A 22,616-nucleotide genomic window follows, 5' to 3' on the forward strand; every position below is an offset into this window, starting at 1 on the left:
TCCGTTAGTTGGTGGCAGAAACTGCCACCGACCTAATTACCAAGTTTGGGTTGCTTTGAAGTCGTCAGTCAGTTTCTTCAACTGAGCTTCGATTTCATCGTTGTAAGCGCCAGACTTGTCGATCTCAGCTGCTAGTTCAGCGTATTGACCGCGAGCGTACGATAGTAGAGCCGCCTCGAAATCTAGAACTTTGTTAAGTTCTACATCATCAAGGTAACCGCGCTCTGCCGCGAAGATAGTTAGAGCTTGGTCAAATACAGACATTGGAGCGTACTGCTTCTGCTTCATTAGTTCTGTAACTTTTTGACCATGGTCTAGCTGTTTCTTCGTTGCGTCATCAAGGTCAGAAGAGAACTGAGCAAATGCCGCTAGTTCACGGTATGCAGCTAGTGCTGTACGGATACCACCTGATAGTTTCTTGATGATTTTCGTCTGAGCTGAACCACCTACACGAGATACTGAGATACCTGGGTCAACAGCAGGACGAACACCAGCGTTGAATAGCTCAGTTTGTAGGAAGATCTGACCATCAGTAATCGAGATTACGTTAGTCGGTACGAATGCTGAAACGTCACCTGCTTGAGTTTCGATGATAGGAAGAGCAGTCAAAGAACCAGTCTTACCTTTCACTTCACCGTTAGTGAAACGCTCTACGTACTCTTCGTTTACACGAGCTGCACGCTCTAGTAGACGCGAGTGTAAGTAGAATACGTCACCTGGGAATGCCTCACGGCCTGGTGGACGTTTAAGTAGTAGAGAGATCTGACGGTAAGCTACCGCTTGCTTAGATAGATCATCGTAAACAATCAGTGCGTCTTCACCGCGATCGCGGAAGTATTCACCCATCGCACAACCTGCGTAAGGCGCTAGGTATTGAAGCGCTGCAGATTCAGAAGCTGATGCAACTACAACGATAGTGTTTTGTAGTGCGCCGTGCTCTTCTAGTTTGCGAACAACGTTAGCGATAGTCGATGCTTTCTGACCGATTGCTACGTAGATAGAGAAAATACCAGAGTCTTTCTGGTTGATGATCGCGTCGATCGCCAGTGCTGTTTTACCAATCTGACGGTCACCGATGATAAGCTCACGCTGACCACGACCGATTGGGATCATTGAGTCAACTGACTTATAACCAGTTTGCACAGGTTGGTCTACCGATTTACGGTCGATTACACCTGGTGCGATCACTTCTACAGGCGAAGTCATTTTCGCTTCGATTGGACCTTTACCATCGATAGGCTCACCCAGCGTGTTTACTACGCGGCCTAGTAGTTCTGGACCAACTGGCACTTCAAGAATGCGGCCAGTACCTGTAACTTTCATGCCTTCCTTAAGGTCAGCATATGGGCCCATTACAACCGCACCAACCGAGTCACGCTCAAGGTTAAGTGCCAGTGCATAACGGCCACCCGGTAATTCAATCATTTCACCTTGCATCACGTCCGCTAGGCCGTGGATGCGGATGATACCATCGCTTACCGATACGATAGTACCCTCGTTGCGAGCTTCACTAACAACTTCGAAAGATTCGATACGTTGTTTGATCAGATCGCTAATTTCCGTGGAATTAAGTTGCATGCTCCAATCCCCATTAAGACTGCAATGCATCGCTCAGGCGGTTCAAACGACCACGCGCTGAGTCATCGATGACTAGGTCTCCGGCTCGAATAATAACCCCACCAAGTAGGGTCTCATCTACACTGCAATTCAGCTTCACTTTGCGTTCAAGACGCTTTTCAAGTTTGCTGCCAATGTTTGCAAGTTGTTCATCAGAAAGCTCTGTTGCTGAAATTACTTCAACATCAATTTCTTTCTCATGTTCTTTTTTCAGAGTAAAAAACTCCGTGCAAACATCAGGAAGGGCCGCTAAACGACCATTCTCAGCCATTACCTTCAAAAGGTTTTGACCGTGCGCATCAACTTGTTCGCCGCAAACTGCAACAAAAATTTCTGCCATTTTGTCAGCAGAAACCGAACCCGTTAGTAGTTCGTTCATTTGTTCGTTTTTGGCCACTTCAGCAGCAAAAGATAACATTTGGCCCCATTGGTCCAACTGGTCTTTCTCTAAAGCAAAGTCGAAGGCTGCTTTAGCATAGGGGCGTGCGATAGTAGTCAAATCAGACATATGCGCCCCCAGACTTAAAGTTTTGCAGTAATGTTGTCGAGAATATCTTTTTGCGCATCTTTATCGATAGAACGCTCAAGGATTTTCTCAGCACCAGCTACAGCCAGAGTAGCAACTTGTTTGCGCAGCTCATCGCGTGCACGATTGCGTTCAGCTTCAAGTTCTGCTTCTGCTTGCGCTAGGATTTTCTGGCGTTCTGCCTGAGCTTCCTCGCGAGCTTCATCAAGAATTTGAGACTTACGCTTGTTCGCTTGTTCGATGATCTCAGTTGCTGTGCGCTTCGCTTCTTTCAATTGATCAGAAGCGTTGGCTTGTGCTAGATCCAAGTCTTTCGCAGCACGTTCTGCTGCTTGAAGACCATCAGCAATTTTCTTCTGACGCTCTTCGATCGCTTGCATCAATGGTGGCCATACATACTTCATGCAGAACCACACAAATAGTGCGAACGAGATTGCTTGACCTAGCAGAGTTGCGTTTATGTTCACAACAGCTACCCCTCTATTTGGACTTAGTGTTAATCAGTGACAAGCGATAATCGCCCGTCCCGAGTTAAAGGTGATTAACCTAGTTGACCAACGAATGGGTTTGCGAAAGTGAATAGTAGCGCGATTACGATACCGATCATTGGAACCGCATCAAGTAGACCCGCGATGATGAACATCTTAACTTGTAGCATAGGAGCCATTTCTGGTTGACGTGCAGCACCTTCTAGGAATTTACCACCTAGCAGTGCGAAACCAATCGCTGTACCAAGAGAAGCAAGACCGACGATAATACCTACGGCGATTGCAGAAAAGCTCAGTAAAGTTTCCATTACTATCTCCAATTTATAGTTGTTGGCTTAGTGCCCAAATAAAAAGCTTTAAAAAAATTAATGATCAGGATCTTCGTGTGCCATTGACAGGTAAACAATTGTCAACATCATGAATACGAAGGCTTGAATCGTAATAACCAAGATATGGAAGATTGCCCACGGTAGTGAACCCATCCATTGTAAGTACCATGGTAGCATTGCCGCACAAAGAATGAATACAACCTCACCCGCGAACATGTTACCGAATAGACGCATACCAAGTGATAGAGGTTTCGCTAATAGCGATACCACTTCAATTAGTAGGTTAAACGGAATCATCAGTGGGTGATTGAATGGATGTAGTGCAAGTTCTTTTGCGAATCCACCTAGACCTTTTACTTTGATGCTGTAGTAAATCATCAATGCAAAAACGCCTAGAGCCATAGCCATGGTGATATTCACATCAGCAGACGGTACAACCTTAAGGTAAGGAATACCTAGCCAATGCTCTGCTGGGTATGGTAAGAAGTCGATAGGAACTAAGTCCATCACGTTCATCAAAAATACCCAACAAAAGATAGTCAGTGCTAAAGGCGCGATCAGTGGGTTGCGTCCATGGAACGTGTCTTTGACGTTATCGGCGACAAATTCAACGATCATTTCTACAGCACACTGAAGCTTACCCGGTACACCCGCTGTTGTTCTCTTTGCTACTTTGTAAAAAATTCCGAGGAAAATTAAACCAGTAAACCAAGAAAAAAACAGGCTATCGATATGTACGTTCCAGAAACTTGTCTCCGACCCTACTAAACCCAACTTGTATAGCGATAGGTTAGAAAGGTGGTGGGCAATGTAACCGGACGATGTTAGCGCTTCACCTGGCGCAGCCATAACTCATCCTATTTTTTGTTGTTAATGAATAGCACTGGTGCACAGATATTAATACCTAGTACCAGCAAATAGGTTAGTTTGAGGGGAACAAGTTCCACCTGCATATACATGTAGGCAACATAGAACAGTGCAACCGTGATGAGAATTTTCAGTACTTCACCCGTATAGAAGGAAGCAGCGATGCGCTTGGCAGCGCGAGCTCCACTAAACATGAAAGCACACAGCGCGAATACTGCATTGGCAACAACAAAAATGCCTCCGCCAATCAGCGCTGAAAATCCCCAGTCAGGATTTATGGCTACCGCCATTCCTGCTGCCACAAAAATAACCGCGCCAGACTGGATCATTAACAATTGCCTTGCGAGCTCTCGTCCTGGTCTAGCTAACGCAGCTACCATGTATTCGTACCTCTAGTAATATCCACTTCGCACTTAACTCTCTGTGCTGGGAAATTGGCGAAAATTATACGTTCAGTTCAACGTAAAGCAATTCGATTGCATCAAAAACTTACAGTTTTGTTTACAAAACGACAACTTTCGCACAAAATTCGATTAATTAGATTAATTGACCTAAATCAATTATCTCATCTAGGCCTCAAGCTTGGCAATTAGTTGGTCCAATTTGTGAGGCTCATCAAGACTTATCGTCAATTTCGCTTTTCCGTTTGCAGAACGGGTAAGAGAAACTTTTGCATCAAGCAGCTGACTCAATTTATGCGACATTTGCTCGGCTTCGGTATCCTCTTGTTGCCCTTTTTGCTCATTTTGTGGGGCTAAGCACTTTTTTACTAACTGTTCGGTTTGGCGAACAGTCATTTGCTTCTTAGCCACTTGTTGAGCTACTTCGACTTGCTGTTCGCCTTCTAACGCTAACAGAGCTCGAGCATGACCCATTTCCAATTTTTTATCTGCAACCAGACCTTTTACATCAACTTCCAACTGATTCAGACGTAATAGGTTACTCACCGTCGTTCTTGATTTACCAATCACATCGGCCACTTGCTGATGTGTCAGCGTGAATTCATCTTGTAGACGCTCAAGCGCTTGGGCTTCCTCAATCACATTCAAGTCTTCACGTTGAATGTTTTCAATCAACGCCATGGCGATGGCGGCACGATCTTCAACTTTTTTCACCAAACACGGCACGCGTTTTAAACCCGCCTGCCTTGCAGCACGCCAGCGGCGCTCACCTGCGATGATCTCAAACTGACCATTTTCGACCTGGCGAACCACGATTGGTTGAATAATGCCTTGTGATTGAATCGAAGCCGCTAGTTCTTCTAGCGCTTCAGGCGCCATATCTTTACGCGGTTGGTATACGCCCGGCTGCAATTGACCAATCGCTAAATCGGTTAACTCACCGTCTGCCGATAATTCTTGGCTATGCGATGCAATATGCTGTTTTTCACGAGCAAACGAACTGGTCGACAATAACGCATCCAGTCCTTTTCCGAGACCACGCTTAGACATGGGATTGAATTCCTTAGGTTAGAGTTAAACTGGGATTTCTTCGCGGCGGAGCATTTCGCCCGCTAGAGCAAGATACGCTTTGGCACCTGCGGAGTACTTATCGTAGTACATTGCAGGCTTACCGTGACTTGGTGCTTCAGCCAAACGAACATTACGCGGAATGACAGTACGGTAAACTTTATTCCCAAAGTGTTTTTTAAGTTGATCGGATACTTCATTCGATAAGCGGTTGCGTGGGTCGTACATGGTACGCAATAAACCTTCGATTTTGAGGTTTTCATTCACGACAGCCGCTAACTTGCTGATTGTATCCATAAGAGCAGTTAAACCTTCTAACGCAAAGTATTCACATTGCATCGGCACCAGCACAGAGTCAGCTGCCGCCATCGCATTGATTGTAAGAAGGTTTAGAGAAGGAGGACAATCAATAAAGATGAAATCATAGTTATCGCGAACTGACGACAATGCATTTTTTAGACGCACTTCACGAGCGAAAACTTCCATCAATTTGATTTCTGCCGCGGTCACGTCTCCGTTCGCCGCGATCAAATCATACTTCCCTGTTGTTTGGGTACAAACGACTTGATCGAACGGTGTATCTTCAACCAAAAGATCGTATGCAGTGGCGTCGACCATATACTTATCCACGCCACTGGCCATCGTAGCATTGCCTTGCGGGTCGAGATCGATCACCAAAACCTTGCGCTTTGTTGCCGCCATCGAAGCCGCTAAGTTAATGCACGTTGTTGTTTTGCCGACCCCACCTTTCTGGTTGGCGATTGCTACAATTTTACCCACGATTACCTCGCTAATTTTCCTTGCGCGATAAGATTACTAGATGACGATCACCTTCCAACTCAGGAACAGCCAAAGATATGATCTCTGTCACACTGCACCATTCAGGAAGCTGATCCATTTCATCTTTAGGGTGCTGTCCTTTCAGCGCTAGAAACACCCCGTGCTCTTGTTTCGGCAAATGGTGGCACCATTCCACCATGTCTGTCATTGAAGCAAAAGCTCGACTCAAAACGCCATCAAATTTTTCTTCAGGCTGGAATTCTTCGACGCGACTTTGAATTGGTGTCACGTTTTTCAGCCCTAATGTGTGCACAACTTGCTTGATAAAACGGATGCGTTTGCCAAGACTGTCGAGCAAAAAGAAGGTTTTCTCAGGGTTCATGATTGCCAAAGGGATGCCCGGTAACCCCGGACCAGTACCAACATCAATGAAGCGCTCACCGGGCAGGTGTGCGCTTACAACGATACTATCAAGAATATGTTTCACTAACATATCAAGCGGATCACGTACCGATGTTAAATTGTATGCTTTGTTCCATTTGTCGAGCAGTTCGACATAACCAACTAACTGCTCTCGTTGCTGTTCTGACACTTCCAAATCGGTTTTCGCGATCAGTGAATCCAGCTTTGTTCGCAATGCGCTCATTATTCTTCCTCACCTTTCTTCAGCAAACCATGCTTTTTCAAGTGAACAAGTAGAATAGAAATTGCAGCAGGCGTAATACCAGAAATGCGTGATGCAATACCGATGCTCTCTGGTTTGGCCTCGCTCAGTTTAGCAACGACTTCGTTTGATAAACCTTTTACATCGCGGTAATCCAAATCAGCAGGTAACTTGGTATTTTCGTGACGCAGTGATTTTTCGATCTCTTCCTGCTGACGCTTGATGTAACCATCGTATTTCACTTGAATTTCAACTTGCTCAGCCGCTTGCTGATCTTCAAGAGCAGGAGCAAACGCTTCAAGTTGCGTCAGTTGCGAATAAGTGATCTCTGGACGACGCAGAAGATCCTCACCACTCGCTTCACGGGCCATTGGGGTTTTCAGCAGCTTGTTCAACTCATCAACACCCTCTGACTTCGGATTCATCCACGTTGCTTTCAAACGCTGACGCTCCGTTTCCATATTGTTGATTTTCTCGTTAAAGCGAGCCCAACGAACATCATCAATCAAGCCTAGCTCGCGCGCTTTTTCCGTTAAACGTAAATCGGCGTTATCTTCACGAAGTAGCAGGCGGTATTCCGCACGAGAAGTGAACATGCGGTACGGCTCTTTGGTACCCATGGTCGATAAGTCATCAATCAACACGCCCATGTAAGCTTGGTCACGACGTGGGCTCCAGCCTTCTTTGTCTTGGCTAAACAAGCTTGCGTTTAGGCCCGCCATCAAGCCTTGCGCTGCGGCTTCTTCGTAGCCAGTCGTACCATTAATCTGGCCAGCAAAGAACAAACCATGGATGAACTTCGTCTCGTACGTTTGCTTCAAATCACGTGGATCGAAGAAATCGTATTCAATCGCATAACCTGGGCGAACGATGTGTGCACTTTCAAACCCTTTCATTGAGCGCACGATTTGTACTTGCACATCAAATGGCAAGCTGGTCGAGATACCATTAGGGTATAACTCGTGCGTGGTTAGGCCTTCTGGCTCAATGAAGATTTGGTGGCTGTTTTTGTCAGCGAAACGCATCACTTTGTCTTCAATAGACGGACAGTAACGCGGACCAATACCTTCAATCACACCTGCGTACATTGGACTGCGATCCAAGTTACTACGGATCACATCGTGAGTTTGTTCATTGGTGTGGGTGATGAAACATGGAATCTGACGCGGATGCTGTTCACGTTTGCCCATGAACGAGAATACAGGCGTTGGGTTATCACCGTGCTGAGCTTCTAGCACTGAAAAATCAACAGTACGAGCATCAATGCGCGGTGGAGTACCTGTTTTTAAACGATCCACACGGAACGGCAGTTCACGCAGTCGATCCGCTAATGCGATCGATGGTGGATCCCCGGCACGACCACCAGACGAGCTTTCCATACCTATGTGGATCTTACCACCAAGGAAGGTACCCACGGTTAGCACAACGGCTTTCGCATGGAAGCGAAGTCCCATTTGAGTTACCACACCAACTGCGCGATCTTGTTCAACAATCAGATCATCAACTGATTGCTGGAACAACGTTAAGTTAGGCGCATTTTCTAATGCATTACGAACGTACGCTTTGTACAGAGCGCGATCGGCTTGAGCTCGAGTTGCTCGTACTGCAGGACCTTTGGAGGCATTTAGTGTACGAAACTGAATACCTGCATGGTCGATGGCTTCAGCCATCAAACCGCCCATAGCATCTACTTCTTTTACTAAGTGACCTTTACCAATACCACCGATCGCCGGATTACAAGACATCTGGCCTAATGTATCGATGTTATGGGTAAGGAGAAGCGTTTTTTGTCCTGTGCGTGCAGATGCGAGCGCGGCTTCCGTTCCTGCGTGTCCGCCACCGACAACAATGACGTCAAAGTTTTCGTGATAAAGCATGAACTGACCTCAGGTATTCAAAGGGATTTAATGGACAGATAAAGGAGCCGTATTTTACCTGCTTTATGCCAGAGAGAAAAACGTTTTCTCGTTTTATCCGTTTTAAGCTTCAAGATAAATATATATAAGATCTATATATATGATCTTTTATTAGATCTACTATTAGGATCGACCGTTTCTGTGGATAACCTAAAAATGATCAACAAGATCATGGATCTTCTTTGGATCATATCTTGTGATCATGATTGGATCAGATCGAGGATTACCTGGGATCAAAAGTGGTAGTTATACACAGGGGGTAAAATTGATCAAAGTTGTTATTGGGATAACTAAAGGAAAATCACTGGATCTTATTGTAGTTATCCACAGTCTTTTTGGTTGGTTTTTGAGCGGTTAAACAAAATAATTTGGTGGGAGTTATTCACATGGGAGAAAACAGAGCCGAATTTCGACTCTGTTGAAGGGAAAGTCGTGAGTTTAAAAACGTTCGATATTCTCTTTTAACCACATCTCTGCGGCGTCTTCTGGCACATCATGGCTCAGTACATCGATTTTAAAGCAATCTGCGAGAGGGGTTGCACCAATATCCTCTAATAAATCATAAGCGTGTTGACCAGCGGCACAGAACGTATCGTAGCTAGAGTCACCAATCGCAATCACCGCAAATTTTACATCAGTCATTTTTGGCGGTGTATTTTGTAATGCTGCGATAAAAGGTTGGATATTATCAGGATACTCACCAGCTCCATGTGTAGAGGTGATCACCAACCACGTACCTTGATTTTCGATATCACAGAGGGAAGGCTGGTTGTGGATCGTTGTTTCAAATCCATTCTCGTTGAGTAGATCACTCAGGTGATCCCCTACGTATTCTGCGCCACCTAACGTGCTGCCTGTAATAATGTGGATCATACTTCTTCCTTATTGAATGCGACGGCTAAAGCTCATGGATGGCTTGCCGTACAAAAAGAAACGCGGTGTGAGTTAAGCTCAGCACCGCGCGTTCGATTATTTACTTCCCGATACAGAATGAAGAGAAGATTCGTCCCAGTAAGTCGTCAGAACTGAACTCACCGGTAATCTCATTGAGATGTTGTTGGGTGATGCGTAGCTCTTCAGCCAATATTTCACCTGCCATATAGCCTTCAAGCTGCTCCTGGCCTATTTGAAGGTGCTGTGCGGCACGTTCTAATGCATCGAGATGACGACGACGAGCCATAAACCCACCTTCACTGTTGCCAGAGAAGCCCATACACTCCTTGAGATGATCGCGCAGAGCTTCAACCCCTGCACCAGTCTTCGCTGACAAACGGATAAGAGTAGGGTTATTGACGTGGCAGATCCCCATATCTTCACCCGTTTGATCCGCTTTATTACGGATCACAGTTATGCCAATGTTGTCTGGTAGGCGATCCACAAAATCTGGCCAGATATCTTTCGGATCGGTGGCATCGGTTGTCGTGCCATCCACCATGAACAACACGCGGTCTGCTTGGGCTATTTCATCCCACGCGCGTTCGATACCGATTTTCTCTACTTCATCGGAAGCATCACGCAAACCTGCAGTATCGATGATGTGCAGAGGCATGCCATCAATATGGATATGCTCACGCAGTACATCACGCGTAGTTCCTGCGATGTCGGTTACGATTGCAGACTCTTTACCCGATAGCGCGTTCAGCAGGCTTGATTTGCCCGCATTTGGACGACCCGCAATCACGACTTTCATCCCTTCACGCATAATAGCGCCTTGGTTAGCTTCTTTGCGCACCGCATCTAGGTTGTCGATGATGGCTTGTAGGTCACCAGCCACTTTACCGTCGGCCAAAAAGTCGATCTCTTCTTCAGGGAAGTCGATGGCTGCTTCAACATAGATACGCAAATGAATCAGCGACTCAACTAAGGTATTAATGCGGCCTGAAAATGCGCCCTGTAAGGATTGCAGCGCCGATTTTGCTGCTTCTTCAGAACTGGCATCAATGAGGTCTGCAATCGCTTCGGCTTGAGCTAAGTCGAGTTTATCGTTCAGAAATGCGCGTTCAGAGAACTCACCAGGGCGAGCAGCTCGAATACCATCTATACCTAGAATGCGTTTTATCAGCATATCCATCACGACAGGGCCGCCATGGCCTTGCAGCTCAAGTACGTCTTCACCTGTAAATGAGTGTGGGTTAGGGAAGTACAGTGCGATGCCCTGATCAAGCACAGTGCCATCTTCTGACTTAAACGGCAGGTACTCTGCGTAGCGGGGCTTTAGTGTTTTGCCAGTGACTTCTAACGCCACTTGGTTGGCTTTAGGGCCAGAAACTCGAATAATACCGACACCGCCACGACCAGGCGCGGTCGCTTGAGCGACAATCGTATCTGTAGTCATAATTTTGCCTTTTGAGCTGGGCTATAGGGAAGATACCTAGGGAGCCATCACAATTAATTAGCTGAATTGTAATCAGCCAAAAACAAAAAGGCGACCTTTTGGCCGCCTTTCTCAATCATTTCCTAAAAGGTTACTTGCTGTGTAAGCCTTTTTTCTCTAATCCTTTGTAGATCAGAGTTTGCTGGATAAGCGTTACGATGTTCGACACCAACCAGTACAGAACGAGACCTGATGGGAAGAACAAGAAGAAGAAGGTAAACATAACCGGCATAAAGGTCATGATCTTCTGCTGCATTGGATCCGTTACCGTTGTCGGGCTCATCTTCTGGATTAGGAACATAGACGCACCCATCAATAGTGGCAGGATGTAGTAAGGGTCCTGTGCTGAAAGGTCATGAATCCAACCGAAGAATGGAGAGTGACGTAGCTCTACCGATTCCATTAGTGCCCAGTAAAGCGCGATGAAAATAGGCATCTGTAGGATAAGAGGTAAACAGCCACCTAGTGGGTTCACTTTCTCTTTCTTGTACAGTTCCATCATTTCTTGGCTCATGCGCTGACGGTCATCACCGATACGCTCACGCATTGCTTGCAGCTTAGGCTGTAGCATGCGCATTTTCGCCATAGACGTGTATTGCGCTTTTGTTAGTGGGTACATTGCACCACGAACGATGAAGGTCAGACAGATGATTGCCACACCCCAGTTACCAACAAAGCTCTGGATGAATGAAAGCAACATATGAAGAGGCTTCGCAATGAACCATAACCAGCCGTAGTCCACTACTAGGTCTAGGTTAGGTGCCACTTCTGCCATTTCATCTTGCAGTTTTGGACCAACCCAAAGTGTTGCTTCAAACTTAGCCTGATCGCCTGTTGCGATAGTTTTGTTCGGCATACGAACGCCGATGTCGCCTAGGTTGCCAATTACACGAGTGTATAGGTTAGTACCTGGTTCGTTACGTGGGATCCAAGCTGCGGCAAAGTAGTGCTGAATCATTGCTGCCCAACCTTGGCCATCGGCTAGGTTAAGAGACAGGTTGCGATCCTGCATATCATCAAAGCTGTACTTCTTGTAACGCGTATCTTCTGTTGAGTATGCGCCACCACGGTAAGTAGGCATTGTGATGCTACCACCATCGTCCATTAGGTTTTGACGTAGGTGAGCGTACATACCAAATGTTGCGTTGTTGCCTGAGTTGTTCACTACATCGTATTCAACATTAAGCGCGTAGCTGCCGCGTTTAAAGATGTAAGTTTTGGTGTATTCGATACCGTTTGCAGTGAATGTCATCGGAACGCGAAGTTCATCTTGACCGTCAGCCATTGTGAAGCTGTCTGCACTTACGTTGTAGTGAGGGCGATTTGTGCTGCTCAAGTCGATACCTTGAGGGCCCACTAGACCGCTTTGAGCGATAAATTGGTGACCTTGAGCGTCTTTAAGCAGAACAAAGGAATCTGATGAATCTAACTCAGCAGAGTATTCGTTAAGGTTGGCATGTACCACATCGCCACCAACGGTGTCGATCGACAGAGTTAAAACATCAGTCGTTACTGTGATAGTTTTTGCAGAAGCTTGCTGTTGACCAGGAACTGGGTCAAGTTCATCAGCAAAAGATGGTGCAGGTAGAGTGCTGCTTGATTGAGCCTGTTCAACTGCTTGAGGTTCTGGATTCTTTGCAACTTGCCATTGTTGAAACAGCAAAAAAGAAACCAGGGCCAAACCGATGAGCAGGATATTACGTTGAGAATCCATCGTTAGTTATCTCTGTCTTGTTTTTGGACTGGTGGAACGGGGTCATACCCCCCTTCATTCAAAGGGTGGCATTTTAATAGACGTTTGCCTGATAACCAACATCCTTTTACAAAACCGTGAGCTCTCAAAGCTTCTAGCGCGTAAGTGGAACAGGTTGGTGTGAACCGGCAACGAGGACCAATCAAAGGGCTGATAAACCAGCGATACAGATAAACGAGCCCAATGGCTATCCACGTGAAGGGCGAGACAGGCGTTGCCATAGCTTATCAAACAACTTAAAAATTTCCTCATTGCTTAAATCTTGCGCGCTTTTCTTCGCAATCACAACAAAATCTTTGTTTGGAAGCTGATGTTGATTGTTACGAAAGCTTTCACGAGCCAAACGCTTAAATCGGTTACGACCGACAGCCGTTTTGATTTGCTTTTTGGGAACCGCTAAACCTAATCGTGGGTGAGAAAGTTTGTTATTGCGAGCAATGATGGTGAAATGAGGCGAGCCAGCTCGATGAGCTTGCTGGAAGACGTTTTGATAATGCTCGGGAGTTAACAAACGTAACTCCCGATTAAACGCGTACGTGTTCAAAATAAACTAGCGATTATTTTGATAGGCGCGCACGGCCTTTTGCACGACGTGCGTTGATAACTTTACGACCGTTCTTAGTTGCCATGCGAGCACGGAAGCCGTGAGTACGCTTGCGCTTTAGAACTGTAGGTTGAAAAGTGCGTTTCATGATAATTACCTTTACTGATCAGTAGTTTTAGGTTCTTGTTAAACCCGGCGTGGGTATTTGCTTTCTTATATAAAGAAGCTCTTTATATAGAGAAGGACAACCGACGCCTCTCAACAAAGAGGCGGAATTGTAATCACACTCACATAATGTGTCAATGACTCAATGAGTACGAAATTCCGGCCGGGCGATTATACGTAGTGTGAGTAAAATCTCAAGGATCAATCGATCCTGATGCTTGATCGTTACTCTATTCCTACTTGGTTAAGGAATTTTTTCAAACGAGGATCTTGTGGATTATCGAAGATATCCTGTGGAGAACCTTGCTCAACGATATTGCCTTCCGCCATGAAGATCACTCTATCAGCGACTTCTTTCGCGAATTGCATCTCGTGCGTCACCACCAGCATGGTTTGATGCTGATTAGCTAACTTCTTCATTAATGAGAGAACTTCACCGACCCATTCAGGATCCAGCGCAGAAGTTGGTTCGTCAAACAACAGCAGTTCTGGTTGCAGCGCCATCGCTCGGCCGATACCCACACGTTGTTGTTGGCCGCCAGACAATGCTGCTGGATAACTATCGCCTTTATCCCCAAGACCGATGTCATCCAGAATTTGTTGCGCTCGTTTGAGAGCATCGGCTTTTTTCCAGCCTCGAACGGTCACTAGACCTTCGGCAATGTTCTGGCGCGCATTCATGTGGGCAAACAGGGCATAGTTTTGGAACACAAAGCCAGTTCGACGACGCAGCGCTAATACTTCGGCTTTAGTGTGTTTTTGAGTATCAACGGAGATGTCATCTATCGTGATACGACCTTCATCTGCTTGTTCTAGAAAGTTCACCGTACGCAGCAAGGTTGATTTACCCGTACCACTTGAGCCGATAATCACGATGATCTCACCTTGCTTAATATCGAGGTCGATGCCTTTCAGCACTTCAGTCTCACCAAAACGTTTGTGAATATTTTCTAACTTAATCATCGTACGTACGCCTTATTCAGTTTTGCTTCTGCCCAGATTTGTACGCGAGTCAGAATCACCACCACGCCCCAGTAAATAAGAGCAACCGCAAGGAAAGCTTCAAAGAAACGGAAACTTGATGAGGCTTCCATCTGTGCTTTCGCCATGATTTCGGCCACACCAAGCGTGAAAGCGAGAGACGTTGACTTGATCATATCGATGAAGTAGTTCATCAATGAAGGCAGTGCGACACGCGTTGCTTGAGGTAAAATCACTCGGCGCATTGCTTGGGATGTCGTCATACCGACCGATAAGCTCGCTTCCATTTGGCTGCGATCAATGCCAATAATGGCGGCACGAATACTTTCCGCCATATAAGCGGCAAAGTGCAGCGTTAAACCGATAACCGCTGCTGAAAAGGCGTCGATACCGACCATCAATGGAAAAATTTGCGGTAAGCCGTAATAAAGCAGGAAAAGCTGAACCAACAGTGGGGTGCCACGGAAGAAGCTGATGTACAGTTGGCTTAATTGATCCAGAACTGGCAGTTTAAATACGCGAATATTGGCTAAAATGACGGATAAAATCAGCGAAAACACCAATCCCCATGTCGCCATTTCCATGGTTGTGCCAAGATATTTCAGCAATATCGGCAACAGTTCCAACATGTAATTAAAGTCAAATCCCATACGGCTTACCTAAAGGCTAGAGAAAAGAAAAGGTGGAAAACAAGTTCCACCTTTACGTAAGTTTATTTTAGTCCGAGAGTGATACCACTTTGCGGCCTAAAGTACAAAGAGTTCTTATTTCGTGATGTCAGCGCCAAACCACTTCACGGAAATTTTCTCTACTGTACCATCTGCGCGCATCTCAGCCAGTGCTTTGTTTACTTCTTCTTGCAGTTTACGACCTTTCTCGTTGTCAACGAAAGGCCATGCGTTTTGAATGGTCTCAAACGGTTCACCTGCCAATTCCAGAGGAAGGCCAGTTTTCTTAATCAGCTCTAACGCAGAAAGACGATCCATTACAAACGCGTCTGCACGACCGAGCGCCACGTCATGTTCGATACCTGTGTCGTACGTTTTAATGTTGATCTTGCCGTCTTTGTCGTATTGACGCAGTAGTTGCTCAAAGTTAGAGCCTAGGTTGACCGCAACGGTTTTGCCCGCAAGATCGTCAACACCTTTGATGCTGTCGTTGCCTTTACGCACGGTAATTTGTGCGCCATCTACAACGTAAGGGTCAGCAAATAGGTATTTAGCTTTACGCTCATCAGTCATGGTGATTTGGTTGGAGATCGTATCGATACGACCAGTTTCTAAAAGACCAAATAAACCAGAGAAGTTGGCTGTTACGTATTCGATTTTGTAATCGTTACGTTTACCGATTTCATCCCACATGTCGACTTCAAAGCCTTGTAGCTTGTCTTGCTTTACAAAAGTAAACGGGAAGTAGCGACCTGACATACCAACTTTGACTTCAGTAGCGGCTTGTACGGTTGCTGCCGACAGTGCAATGGCTGCAACGGCAACCTTAATCCAGTTTTTCATAATACATCTCCATAATTTTATGGTTGGAAATACTACTGTTAGTTAGCTCAATTAAATAAATAACCAAGAGCAATAACCTAGACCTGTGAGTTATTAGATAATAGAAGAAGAATGTTAAATGTGACGAAAATGCGAACTGAACCTAGCGAAATGATCGACAAAATCAGCATTGGGAATAAAATAATACACAGACTTATCACCAATCGCTCGATCTTGTGAATTTTGCCCAATTGTGGATCGTTGTGTGGGCAAATTTGGGGCAAGGTGTGTTGATCTCATCAAGTTTGCAGAAATAATTGTGAATAACTTGGATCTTATTCACTGGATCGTCGATCAATCGCTGGCGATCTTGGTTATCAACAGGTAAAATTGCCAGTCTTTTCCGATAATTCAATTACTCAGTGGGGGCACCGTGTCATCTTCGCTTTGGCTGCAATGTTTGCAGCAGCTTCAAGAAGAGCTACCAGCTACAGAATTCAGCATGTGGGTTCGTCCGCTACAAGCGGAGCTCAATGACAATACTCTCACTCTATTCGCGCCAAACCGCTTTGTGTTGGACTGGGTGCGTGATAAGTATCTGAACAATATTACTCGCTTACTGCAGGAATACTGCGGTGGCGATATTCCTAACTTACGTTTTGAAGTGGGGAGCCGACCTGTCTCTGCTCCAAAACCAGCGCCGACACGTACGCCTGCAGATGTGGCTGCCGAGTCATCTGCACCTGCGCAATTACAGGCGCGTAAGCCAGTACACAAAACCTGGGATGACGACGCTCAAGCGATTGCGGCTATCAATCACCGCTCAAACATGAACCCAAAACACAAGTTCGACAACTTTGTTGAAGGTAAGTCGAACCAACTGGGTTTGGCTGCGGCGCGTCAGGTATCGGATAATCCTGGTGCAGCATACAACCCGCTGTTCCTATACGGTGGCACGGGCTTGGGTAAAACGCACTTGTTGCATGCGGTGGGCAACGCGATTGTGGATAACAACCCGAACGCAAAAGTGGTCTACATGCACTCAGAACGTTTTGTGCAAGACATGGTGAAAGCGCTGCAAAACAATGCGATTGAAGAATTCAAACGCTACTACCGCAGTGTGGATGCACTCCTTATCGATGACATCCAATTCTTTGCTAATAAAGAACGTTCGCAAGAAGAATTCTTCCATACCTTCAACGCACTATTGGAAGGTAATCAGCAGATCATTCTAACGTCTGACCGTTATCCTAAAGAAATTAATGGCGTTGAAGATCGTCTTAAATCTCGCTTTGGTTGGGGTCTTACTGTTGCGATCGAGCCGCCTGAGCTTGAAACGCGTGTGGCGATCTTGATGAAAAAAGCTGAAGATCACCAAATCCACCTTGCTGATGAAGTGGCATTCTTCATTGCCAAGCGTCTGCGTTCGAACGTTCGTGAGCTAGAAGGTGCATTGAACCGTGTTATCGCGAACGCGAACTTTACTGGTCGTCCAATCACGATTGATTTTGTGCGTGAAGCGCTGCGCGATCTGCTTGCTCTACAAGAGAAGCTGGTGACGATCGATAACATTCAAAAGACCGTGGCGGAATACTACAAGATTAAAGTGGCGGACTTGCTGTCTAAGCGTCGTTCTCGTTCTGTAGCGCGTCCTCGTCAGCTGGCTATGGCGTTAGCAAAAGAGCTAACCAACCACAGTTTGCCTGAAATTGGCGATGCGTTTGGGGGGCGCGATCATACGACCGTACTTCATGCTTGTCGCAAGATTGAGCAGCTGCGTGAAGAGAGCCACGACATTAAAGAAGATTACTCTAACTTGATTCGCACCCTGTCTTCGTAATCGGTTAGAATAACGGTATTCTAAGCAAATCATTTATTGAGCTGACAGCGTAAAGAGCCAAGCATGAAATTTACCATTGAACGTAGTCATTTAATCAAACCGCTACAGCAGGTTTCGGGCGCTTTAGGTGGCCGACCAACTCTGCCAATCCTGGGTAACCTACTTCTTAAAGTAGAAGAGAACGTATTGTCGATGACGGCAACCGATCTTGAAGTAGAGTTAGTAAGCAAAGTGACGCTAGAAGGTGATTTTGAAGCGGGCAGCATTACCGTTCCTTCGCGTAAGTTTCTCGATATCTGCCGTGGTTTACCGGACGATGCGATCATCACATTTGTATTAGAAGGTGATCGCGTACAAGTTCGCTCTGGTCGCAGCCGTTTCTCGTTGGCAACGCTTCCTGCGAACGATTTCCCTAATATTGAAGATTGGCAAAGCGAAGTGGAAGTATCACTGAGCCAAGCTGATTTACGTACGCTGATCGACAAAACTCAGTTCTCGATGGCGAATCAAGACGTTCGTTACTACCTCAACGGCATGTTGTTTGAAATTGACGGCACCACGCTACGCAGCGTGGCGACGGACGGCCACCGTATGGCGGTATCGCAAACTCAGCTAGGTGCGGACTTTGCGCAGAAGCAAATCATCGTGCCACGCAAAGGTGTGCAAGAATTAGTAAAGTTGATGGATGCGCCAGAGCAGCCCGTAGTACTTCAGATCGGTAGCTCCAATGTTCGTGCTGAGGTGAATAACTTTACTTTTACCTCTAAGTTGGTTGATGGTCGTTTCCCTGATTACCGCCGTGTATTGCCTCAGAGCACCAATAAGACCCTAATAGCAAGTTGTGACGAGTTGCGCCAAGCCTTCTCTCGTGCTGCGATTCTTTCCAACGAAAAATTCCGTGGCGTGCGTGTGAATCTGGCTGATACTGAAATGCGCATTACTGCCAATAACCCAGAGCAAGAAGAAGCAGAAGAAATGCTAGACGTGACCTTTGAAGGTGACGCTATCGAGATCGGCTTCAACGTTAGCTACGTGCTTGATGTGCTTAATACACTGCGTTGCGATAACGTGCGTGTGTCGATGTCAGATGCGAACGCAAGTGCGTTGATTGAAAACGCAGACGACGACAGTGCCATGTACGTGGTGATGCCAATTCGTCTATAAGCCATCTGAATGCCACTTTCTCGCCTCATCATTCAGCAGTTTCGAAACATTAAAGCCTGTGATATTGAGTTATCAGCAGGCTTTAACTTTCTTATCGGGCCGAACGGCAGCGGTAAAACCAGTGTCTTAGAAGCGGTTTATCTGCTCGGGCATGGCCGCTCATTCAAGAGCTCTCTCACCGGACGAGTGATACAAAATGAGTGTGACGAACTGTTTGTTCATGGTCGTTTTTTGAACTCGGATCAATTTGAGCTACCTATCGGCATTAATAAGCAGCGTGATGGCTCAACAGAGGTTAAAATAGGCGGTCAATCTGGACAAAAATTAGCGCAGTTGGCACAAGTTCTGCCTCTGCAGTTGATACACCCAGAAGGGTTTGATTTACTGACAGATGGCCCTAAACATCGTCGTGCGTTTATTGATTGGGGCGTGTTTCATACCGAGCCCGCTTTTTATCAAGCATGGGGAAGGTTCAAGCGCCTGAACAAGCAGCGCAACGCGTTGTTGAAAACCGCCAATAGTTATCGTGAGCTCAGTTATTGGGATCAGGAAATGGCAGGATTGGCTGAAAACATCAGCCAATGGCGAGCAAGTTACATCGAGCAGATGAAAACTGTCGCAGAAACTATCTGTCAGACATTTTTGCCAGAATTTGAGATCCAATTGAAGTATTATCGTGGCTGGGATAAAGACACTCCATACCACGAGATACTAGAAAAGAATTTTGAGCGTGATCAGGCATTGGGATACACCTTTAGTGGCCCAAACAAAGCTGATTTGCGCATTAAAGTGAACGGAACGCCCGTTGAAGATGTTCTGTCACGCGGTCAATTAAAACTCATGGTGTGTGCATTGCGTGTAGCGCAAGGGCAACACCTGACAGAGATGGCCGGTAAACAATGCATTTACCTAATTGATGACTTCGCGTCGGAATTAGATAGCCAACGTCGCAAGCGTCTTGCTGACTGCTTAAAAGAGACGGGCGCACAAGTATTTGTAAGCTCTATCACTGAAAGCCAAATCGCCGATATGTTGGACGATAACGGTAAATTGTTTCATGTGGAACATGGCAGGATAGAGTCAAACTAGAAGAGAGAAACTCATGTCTGAAAATTACGATTCATCGAGTATTAAGGTACTGAAGGGTCTGGATGCGGTACGTAAGCGTCCAGGAATGTACATCGGCGATACGGACGACGGCACCGGCCTTCACCACATGGTTTTCGAGGTGGTGGATAACTCAATTGATGAAGCGTTGGCAGGTCACTGTAAAGACATCGTTGTGACAATTCATGAGGATAACTCGGTTTCCGTTAGCGATGATGGTCGTGGCATTCCAACAGAAATCCACTCTGAGGAAAATGTCTCTGCAGCAGAAGTAATCATGACGGTTCTTCACGCGGGTGGTAAGTTCGACGATAACTCATACAAAGTATCGGGTGGTCTTCACGGGGTAGGTGTTTCAGTAGTAAACGCACTATCAGAGAAAGTTGAGCTAACGATTCATCGTGGTGGTCATATCCATACGCAAACCTACCGCCATGGTGAGCCTCAAGCGCCACTAGCCGTTGTGGGTGATACGGATAAAACCGGTACACAAATTCGTTTCTGGCCAAGTGCCGAGACGTTCTCTAACACTGAGTTCCACTATGACATTCTGGCGAAACGCCTGCGTGAACTGTCATTCCTGAACTCTGGTGTGTCGATCAAATTGGTTGATGAACGTGAAGCGGACAAACATGATCACTTCATGTATGAAGGTGGTATTCAAGCGTTCGTTGATCACCTAAACACCAACAAAACGCCAATCATCGAAAAAATCTTCCACTTTAATTCTGAGCGTGAAGACGGCATTTCAGTTGAAGTGGCGATGCAATGGAACGATGGTTTCCAAGAGAATATCTTCTGCTTTACCAACAATATCCCACAGCGTGATGGTGGTACTCACCTTGCTGGTTTCCGTGCTGCGCTAACACGTACATTGAACAGCTTTATGGATAAAGAAGGTTTCTCGAAGAAAGCGAAAACAGCGACTTCAGGCGACGATGCGCGTGAAGGTCTAACTGCGGTTGTTTCGGTGAAAGTGCCTGATCCTAAATTCTCAAGCCAAACAAAAGACAAACTGGTTTCTTCTGAAGTGAAATCAGCTGTTGAGTCTGCAATGGGTGAAAAACTGTCTGAGTTCCTGATTGAGAACCCGACAGAAGCGAAGATGGTTTGTTCGAAAATCATCGATGCAGCACGTGCTCGTGAAGCAGCGCGTAAAGCTCGTGAAATGACGCGCCGTAAAGGTGCACTAGACCTAGCTGGCCTTCCAGGTAAACTTGCAGACTGTCAGGAAAAAGATCCGGCACTCTCTGAACTATACATAGTGGAGGGTGATTCGGCAGGCGGCTCCGCAAAACAAGGCCGTAACCGTAAGAACCAAGCGATCCTACCGCTAAAAGGTAAGATTCTTAACGTAGAAAAAGCACGTTTCGACAAGATGCTATCTTCTCAAGAAGTAGCAACACTGATCACCGCACTAGGTTGTGGTATCGGTCGTGACGAGTACAACCCGGACAAGCTTCGTTACCACAACATCATCATCATGACCGATGCCGATGTCGATGGTTCGCACATCCGTACGCTACTGTTGACCTTCTTCTACCGTCAAATGCCAGAGCTTATCGAGCGTGGTTATGTCTACATCGCTCAGCCACCACTATACAAAGTGAAAAAAGGCAAACAAGAGCAGTACATCAAAGATGAAGAAGCGATGAACCAATACCAAGTATCATTAGCTCTGGATAATGCATCGCTACACGTAAACGCAGAAGCACCTGCACTGGCTGGTGAAGCACTAGAGAAGCTTGTTCAACAGTACAATGCGGGTATTAAACTGGCGGAACGTATGAGCCGTCGCTACCCAAGTGCTTTGGTAAACGAGTTGATTTACACTCCTCGTCTAACGCCAGAGCAATGCCATGACGCATCAGTTGTGGAAGCGTGGACGAAGCAGCTTATTGAGCAGCTGAATGCGAAAGAAGTGGGTGCAAGCCAGTACAGCTACGAAGTTGAGCAGCACGAAGAGCTAGGCTTAAACTTGCCTAAGATTGTGGTTCGTACTCACGGAGTGACGCACGAACATGCAATTAGCATCGACTTCCTAAACTCGAAAGAGTACGGCAAGTTGGCTGATCTATCAGAAGCACTTGATGGACTTCTGGAAGAAGGCGCGTACATCAAACGTGGTGAGCGTACTATGCCAGTGGCAAACTTTGCAGAAGCGCTTGACTGGTTAGTGAAAGAGTCAATGCGTGGCTTAAGCCGTCAGCGCTACAAAGGTCTAGGTGAGATGAACCCAGACCAACTTTGGGAAACCACCATGGACCCAGAAACTCGTCGTATGATGCAGGTAACGATTGAAGATGCGGTAGGCGCAGATCAACTGTTCACTACGCTAATGGGTGACCAAGTAGAACCTCGTCGTAACTTCATCGAAGAGAACGCACTGAAAGTAGCGAACCTAGACGTATAACGACACTGTTCGTGATAGTAAAAAGCAGCGAGAAATCGCTGCTTTTTTTGTTTTACCTGTGCCGTCCTAAATAAGGTTGACACTTTCCACCCCCAAAATTGGAGAGTGTTATGAAATCAACAACTAAAA

23 protein-coding genes are annotated in these 22,616 nt (G+C 46.2%); 4 read left to right on the top strand and 19 right to left on the bottom strand.

The features are described 5' to 3' along the window. Positions 1–36: 36 nt before the first annotated feature. The 19 genes from atpA to R7P74_RS20860 form a co-directional block, all read right to left on the bottom strand. Positions 37–1,578, bottom strand: coding sequence for a F0F1 ATP synthase subunit alpha (gene atpA / locus R7P74_RS20770; RefSeq protein ID WP_005378931.1), 1,542 nt, complete (start codon positions 1,576–1,578; stop codon positions 37–39). A 13-nt stretch (positions 1,579–1,591) separates the two neighbouring features. Then, the gene (atpH, locus tag R7P74_RS20775) at positions 1,592–2,125 is read right to left on the bottom strand and encodes a F0F1 ATP synthase subunit delta (protein WP_017635596.1); all 534 of its coding nucleotides are present in this window, start codon (positions 2,123–2,125) and stop codon (positions 1,592–1,594) included. A gap of 14 nt (positions 2,126–2,139) precedes the next feature. After that, positions 2,140–2,610, bottom strand: coding sequence for a F0F1 ATP synthase subunit B (atpF, locus tag R7P74_RS20780; protein WP_005378929.1), 471 nt, complete (start codon positions 2,608–2,610; stop codon positions 2,140–2,142). Between the two features lie 74 nt (positions 2,611–2,684). Then, positions 2,685–2,939: a F0F1 ATP synthase subunit C gene (gene atpE, locus R7P74_RS20785; RefSeq protein WP_002540812.1), complete on the bottom strand. Its 255-nt coding sequence runs from the start codon at positions 2,937–2,939 to the stop codon at positions 2,685–2,687. A gap of 57 nt (positions 2,940–2,996) precedes the next feature. Beyond that, positions 2,997–3,809 carry a F0F1 ATP synthase subunit A gene (gene atpB, locus R7P74_RS20790; protein ID WP_005378922.1) on the bottom strand — a complete coding sequence of 271 codons (813 nt, stop codon included), beginning with the start codon at positions 3,807–3,809 and terminating at the stop codon, positions 2,997–2,999. Between the two features lie 8 nt (positions 3,810–3,817). After that, positions 3,818–4,207, bottom strand: coding sequence for a F0F1 ATP synthase subunit I (locus R7P74_RS20795; protein ID WP_005378921.1), 390 nt, complete (start codon positions 4,205–4,207; stop codon positions 3,818–3,820). Between the two features lie 189 nt (positions 4,208–4,396). Next, positions 4,397–5,278, bottom strand: coding sequence for a ParB/RepB/Spo0J family partition protein (locus R7P74_RS20800; protein WP_005383840.1), 882 nt, complete (start codon positions 5,276–5,278; stop codon positions 4,397–4,399). Positions 5,279–5,302: 24 nt separating this feature from the next. After that, positions 5,303–6,076 carry a ParA family protein gene (locus R7P74_RS20805; RefSeq protein WP_005383838.1) on the bottom strand — a complete coding sequence of 258 codons (774 nt, stop codon included), beginning with the start codon at positions 6,074–6,076 and terminating at the stop codon, positions 5,303–5,305. 10 nt (positions 6,077–6,086) lie between these two features. Continuing rightward, positions 6,087–6,722, bottom strand: a complete 636-nt coding sequence (gene rsmG, locus R7P74_RS20810; protein ID WP_005378902.1) for a 16S rRNA (guanine(527)-N(7))-methyltransferase RsmG — start codon at positions 6,720–6,722, stop codon at positions 6,087–6,089. After that, positions 6,722–8,617, bottom strand: coding sequence for a tRNA uridine-5-carboxymethylaminomethyl(34) synthesis enzyme MnmG (gene mnmG / locus R7P74_RS20815; protein WP_158157054.1), 1,896 nt, complete (start codon positions 8,615–8,617; stop codon positions 6,722–6,724). Before mnmG ends, rsmG begins: the two co-directional genes overlap by 1 nt. Positions 8,618–9,094: 477 nt before the next feature. Next, entirely contained in the window at positions 9,095–9,529 is a 435-nt protein-coding gene (gene mioC, locus R7P74_RS20820; RefSeq protein WP_154204938.1) for an FMN-binding protein MioC, read from the bottom strand. Between the two features lie 100 nt (positions 9,530–9,629). Next, positions 9,630–10,991: a tRNA uridine-5-carboxymethylaminomethyl(34) synthesis GTPase MnmE gene (gene mnmE / locus R7P74_RS20825; protein WP_005383836.1), complete on the bottom strand. Its 1,362-nt coding sequence runs from the start codon at positions 10,989–10,991 to the stop codon at positions 9,630–9,632. 130 nt (positions 10,992–11,121) lie between these two features. Next, on the bottom strand, positions 11,122–12,744 hold the full coding sequence (gene yidC / locus R7P74_RS20830) for a membrane protein insertase YidC (protein WP_005383834.1): 1,623 nt from the start codon (positions 12,742–12,744) through the stop codon (positions 11,122–11,124). 2 nt (positions 12,745–12,746) lie between these two features. Further along, the gene (gene yidD / locus R7P74_RS20835) at positions 12,747–13,004 is read right to left on the bottom strand and encodes a membrane protein insertion efficiency factor YidD (RefSeq protein ID WP_005378822.1); all 258 of its coding nucleotides are present in this window, start codon (positions 13,002–13,004) and stop codon (positions 12,747–12,749) included. Next, entirely contained in the window at positions 12,971–13,294 is a 324-nt protein-coding gene (rnpA, locus tag R7P74_RS20840) for a ribonuclease P protein component (RefSeq protein WP_005394102.1), read from the bottom strand. The genes yidD and rnpA overlap by 34 nt, the downstream gene beginning before the upstream one ends. Before the next feature lie 46 nt (positions 13,295–13,340). Continuing rightward, positions 13,341–13,475 carry a 50S ribosomal protein L34 gene (rpmH, locus tag R7P74_RS20845; protein WP_005378825.1) on the bottom strand — a complete coding sequence of 45 codons (135 nt, stop codon included), beginning with the start codon at positions 13,473–13,475 and terminating at the stop codon, positions 13,341–13,343. A 242-nt stretch (positions 13,476–13,717) separates the two neighbouring features. Beyond that, positions 13,718–14,455, bottom strand: coding sequence for an amino acid ABC transporter ATP-binding protein (locus R7P74_RS20850; protein ID WP_005378827.1), 738 nt, complete (start codon positions 14,453–14,455; stop codon positions 13,718–13,720). After that, positions 14,452–15,123, bottom strand: coding sequence for an amino acid ABC transporter permease (locus tag R7P74_RS20855; RefSeq protein ID WP_005378829.1), 672 nt, complete (start codon positions 15,121–15,123; stop codon positions 14,452–14,454). Before R7P74_RS20855 ends, R7P74_RS20850 begins: the two co-directional genes overlap by 4 nt. A gap of 114 nt (positions 15,124–15,237) precedes the next feature. After that, positions 15,238–15,984, bottom strand: coding sequence for an amino acid ABC transporter substrate-binding protein (locus R7P74_RS20860; RefSeq protein ID WP_005378831.1), 747 nt, complete (start codon positions 15,982–15,984; stop codon positions 15,238–15,240). A 412-nt stretch (positions 15,985–16,396) separates the two neighbouring features. Between R7P74_RS20860 and dnaA the strand changes: the two genes are divergently transcribed. From dnaA to gyrB, 4 genes are all read left to right on the top strand, one after another. Beyond that, positions 16,397–17,803 carry a chromosomal replication initiator protein DnaA gene (gene dnaA / locus R7P74_RS20865; protein ID WP_005378835.1) on the top strand — a complete coding sequence of 469 codons (1,407 nt, stop codon included), beginning with the start codon at positions 16,397–16,399 and terminating at the stop codon, positions 17,801–17,803. A gap of 63 nt (positions 17,804–17,866) precedes the next feature. After that, positions 17,867–18,967 carry a DNA polymerase III subunit beta gene (dnaN, locus tag R7P74_RS20870; RefSeq protein ID WP_158157052.1) on the top strand — a complete coding sequence of 367 codons (1,101 nt, stop codon included), beginning with the start codon at positions 17,867–17,869 and terminating at the stop codon, positions 18,965–18,967. A gap of 9 nt (positions 18,968–18,976) precedes the next feature. Continuing rightward, complete coding sequence (recF, locus tag R7P74_RS20875) at positions 18,977–20,056, top strand: DNA replication/repair protein RecF (protein ID WP_005378839.1); 1,080 nt, start codon at positions 18,977–18,979, stop codon at positions 20,054–20,056. Positions 20,057–20,069: 13 nt separating this feature from the next. Beyond that, the gene (gene gyrB, locus R7P74_RS20880) at positions 20,070–22,487 is read left to right on the top strand and encodes a DNA topoisomerase (ATP-hydrolyzing) subunit B (RefSeq protein ID WP_005378841.1); all 2,418 of its coding nucleotides are present in this window, start codon (positions 20,070–20,072) and stop codon (positions 22,485–22,487) included. The last annotated feature ends 129 nt before the right edge of the window (positions 22,488–22,616 follow it).

This window comes from Vibrio sp. 2033 (genome assembly GCF_033339735.1).

Excerpts from the sequence above, each read along its gene's own strand:
- atpA (WP_005378931.1), bottom strand. The coding sequence starts at position 1,578 with ATGCAACTTAATTCCACGGAAATTAGCGATCTGATCAAACAACGTATC.
- atpH (WP_017635596.1), bottom strand. The coding sequence starts at position 2,125 with ATGTCTGATTTGACTACTATCGCACGCCCCTATGCTAAAGCAGCCTTC.
- atpE (WP_002540812.1), bottom strand. The coding sequence starts at position 2,939 with ATGGAAACTTTACTGAGCTTTTCTGCAATCGCCGTAGGTATTATCGTC.
- atpB (WP_005378922.1), bottom strand. The coding sequence starts at position 3,809 with ATGGCTGCGCCAGGTGAAGCGCTAACATCGTCCGGTTACATTGCCCAC.
- R7P74_RS20795 (WP_005378921.1), bottom strand. The coding sequence starts at position 4,207 with ATGGTAGCTGCGTTAGCTAGACCAGGACGAGAGCTCGCAAGGCAATTG.
- R7P74_RS20800 (WP_005383840.1), bottom strand. The coding sequence starts at position 5,278 with ATGTCTAAGCGTGGTCTCGGAAAAGGACTGGATGCGTTATTGTCGACC.
- rsmG (WP_005378902.1), bottom strand. The coding sequence starts at position 6,722 with ATGAGCGCATTGCGAACAAAGCTGGATTCACTGATCGCGAAAACCGAT.
- mnmG (WP_158157054.1), bottom strand. The coding sequence starts at position 8,617 with ATGCTTTATCACGAAAACTTTGACGTCATTGTTGTCGGTGGCGGACAC.
- mioC (WP_154204938.1), bottom strand. The coding sequence starts at position 9,529 with ATGATCCACATTATTACAGGCAGCACGTTAGGTGGCGCAGAATACGTA.
- mnmE (WP_005383836.1), bottom strand. The coding sequence starts at position 10,991 with ATGACTACAGATACGATTGTCGCTCAAGCGACCGCGCCTGGTCGTGGC.
- yidC (WP_005383834.1), bottom strand. The coding sequence starts at position 12,744 with ATGGATTCTCAACGTAATATCCTGCTCATCGGTTTGGCCCTGGTTTCT.
- yidD (WP_005378822.1), bottom strand. The coding sequence starts at position 13,004 with ATGGCAACGCCTGTCTCGCCCTTCACGTGGATAGCCATTGGGCTCGTT.
- rpmH (WP_005378825.1), bottom strand. The coding sequence starts at position 13,475 with ATGAAACGCACTTTTCAACCTACAGTTCTAAAGCGCAAGCGTACTCAC.
- R7P74_RS20850 (WP_005378827.1), bottom strand. The coding sequence starts at position 14,455 with ATGATTAAGTTAGAAAATATTCACAAACGTTTTGGTGAGACTGAAGTG.
- R7P74_RS20855 (WP_005378829.1), bottom strand. The coding sequence starts at position 15,123 with ATGGGATTTGACTTTAATTACATGTTGGAACTGTTGCCGATATTGCTG.
- R7P74_RS20860 (WP_005378831.1), bottom strand. The coding sequence starts at position 15,984 with ATGAAAAACTGGATTAAGGTTGCCGTTGCAGCCATTGCACTGTCGGCA.
- dnaN (WP_158157052.1), top strand. The coding sequence starts at position 17,867 with ATGAAATTTACCATTGAACGTAGTCATTTAATCAAACCGCTACAGCAG.
- recF (WP_005378839.1), top strand. The coding sequence starts at position 18,977 with ATGCCACTTTCTCGCCTCATCATTCAGCAGTTTCGAAACATTAAAGCC.
- gyrB (WP_005378841.1), top strand. The coding sequence starts at position 20,070 with ATGTCTGAAAATTACGATTCATCGAGTATTAAGGTACTGAAGGGTCTG.